Source organism: Synechococcus sp. R6-10, from assembly GCF_047461815.1.
Taxonomy (GTDB): Bacteria; Cyanobacteriota; Cyanobacteriia; order Thermostichales; family Thermostichaceae; genus Thermostichus.
Genome location: NZ_JANSHW010000124.1, coordinates 1 through 1572 on the forward strand (window position 1 = coordinate 1; position 1572 = coordinate 1572).

Here is a 1572-nt window from a genome sequence, read left to right on the forward strand (position 1 = left end):
CGGCAACTGACTCGGTGACTGCTGTTCGGGAAGCCTTGGGAGTGGCAGCAGCCGTTGTCCCGCGGGTGGCTTTTTCCAGCTCTTGGGCCTCTTTGTTCAGTTGCGCCTCGAACTCTCTGGAAGCATCCTGCAGGCTGCGCAGGGTTTTGGCCAGCGTGCGACCGATCTCCGGCAGTTTGCGGGGCCCAAAAACCAAGAGAGCCACCGCAAAGATGACCAACATTTCCGGCAGTCCAACACCCAAAAAATTCATGAGCCTCGGCAGAGTACGGTTTGGTCGGGATCCCTTCGCCTCCCTAGAGTGACATTTTCTTGCCGCGGACTGCAAGTAACTGCCGGCTCTCCTCATCCATTCTGATGGCTTTGGTTGGCTTTGGTGTTCTCCTCTCAGCTCATCCAGGCCAACCTCTCCCTGGCCGGCCAAGTCAAAATGGTAGAATTGCATCATTAATCAATGTTCTTCATTGGCCTAGGCTTGCCCATGCTCCAAACCCTACAAAAGCTCCTCGGGGATCCCAACGATCGGAAGATCCGGCAGTACCGTCCTGTCGTCAAGCTGATCAACTCGCTGGAGATCGAGATCGCCTCTCTTTCGGATGCGGAGCTCAAGGCCAAGACCACGGAGTTTCGCCAGCGCTTAGACAGAGGAGAATCTCTGGATGATCTCTTGCCGGAGGCATTTGCCGTGGTGCGGGAGGCCGCCAAGCGAGTTTTGAACTTGCGCCATTACGACGTACAGCTCATCGGCGGCATGGTGCTGCACGAAGGCCAGATTGCCGAAATGAAAACCGGCGAGGGGAAAACCCTGGTCGCCACCCTGCCCGCCTATCTCAACGGTCTCACCGGGAAAGGGGTTCACATCGTTACCGTCAACGGCTACTTGGCCCGTCGGGACTCGGAGTGGATGGGGCAGGTGCACCGTTTCTTGGGCCTGACGGTCGGTCTAGTGCAAGAGGGCATGTCGCCCGAAGAAAAGCGCCGCAGCTATAACTGCGACATCACCTATTGCACCAACAGCGAGCTGGGCTTCGACTACCTGCGGGACAACATGGCCACCGACATCAAAGAGGTGATGCAACGGCCCTTTAACTACTGCATCATCGACGAGGTGGACTCGATCCTGATTGATGAAGCCCGTACTCCCCTGATCATCTCCGGTCAGGTGGCTCGTCCTTCCGAAAAATACCTGCGGGCAGCCCAGGTGGCGCGGGAGCTGATCCGAGATGAACACTATGAGGTGGATGAAAAAGCCCGCAACGTCATCCTTACCGACGAGGGGTTTGAAGCCGCCGAGCGGTTGCTGGGGGTCTCTGACCTGTTTGATCCCAAGGATCCCTGGGCGCACTTTGTCTTTAACGCGGTGAAGGCCAAAGAGCTCTTCATCAAGGATGTCCACTACATCGTCCGCAATCAAGAGGTGGTGATCGTGGACGAGTTCACCGGGCGGGTGCTCCCCGGCCGCCGCTGGTCTGATGGGCTGCACCAGGCGGTGGAGGCCAAAGAGGGGGTGCCGATTCAAAGCGAGAGCCAAACCCTGGCCACCATCACCTACCAAAACCTTTTTCTGCTCTA

2 protein-coding genes are annotated in these 1572 nt (G+C 57.5%); one reads left to right on the forward strand and one right to left on the reverse strand.

Translation table 11 applies throughout. The features are described 5' to 3' along the window. A partial coding sequence (locus tag NW837_RS04115) for a TatA/E family twin arginine-targeting protein translocase (protein ID WP_414329383.1) occupies positions 1-253 on the reverse strand: 253 nt, incomplete at its 3' end. A 228-nt stretch (positions 254-481) separates the two neighbouring features. Here NW837_RS04115 and NW837_RS04120 point away from each other — a divergent pair. After that, positions 482-1572: DEAD/DEAH box helicase (locus tag NW837_RS04120; protein WP_414329384.1), on the forward strand; the 1091-nt coding region annotated here is incomplete at its 3' end.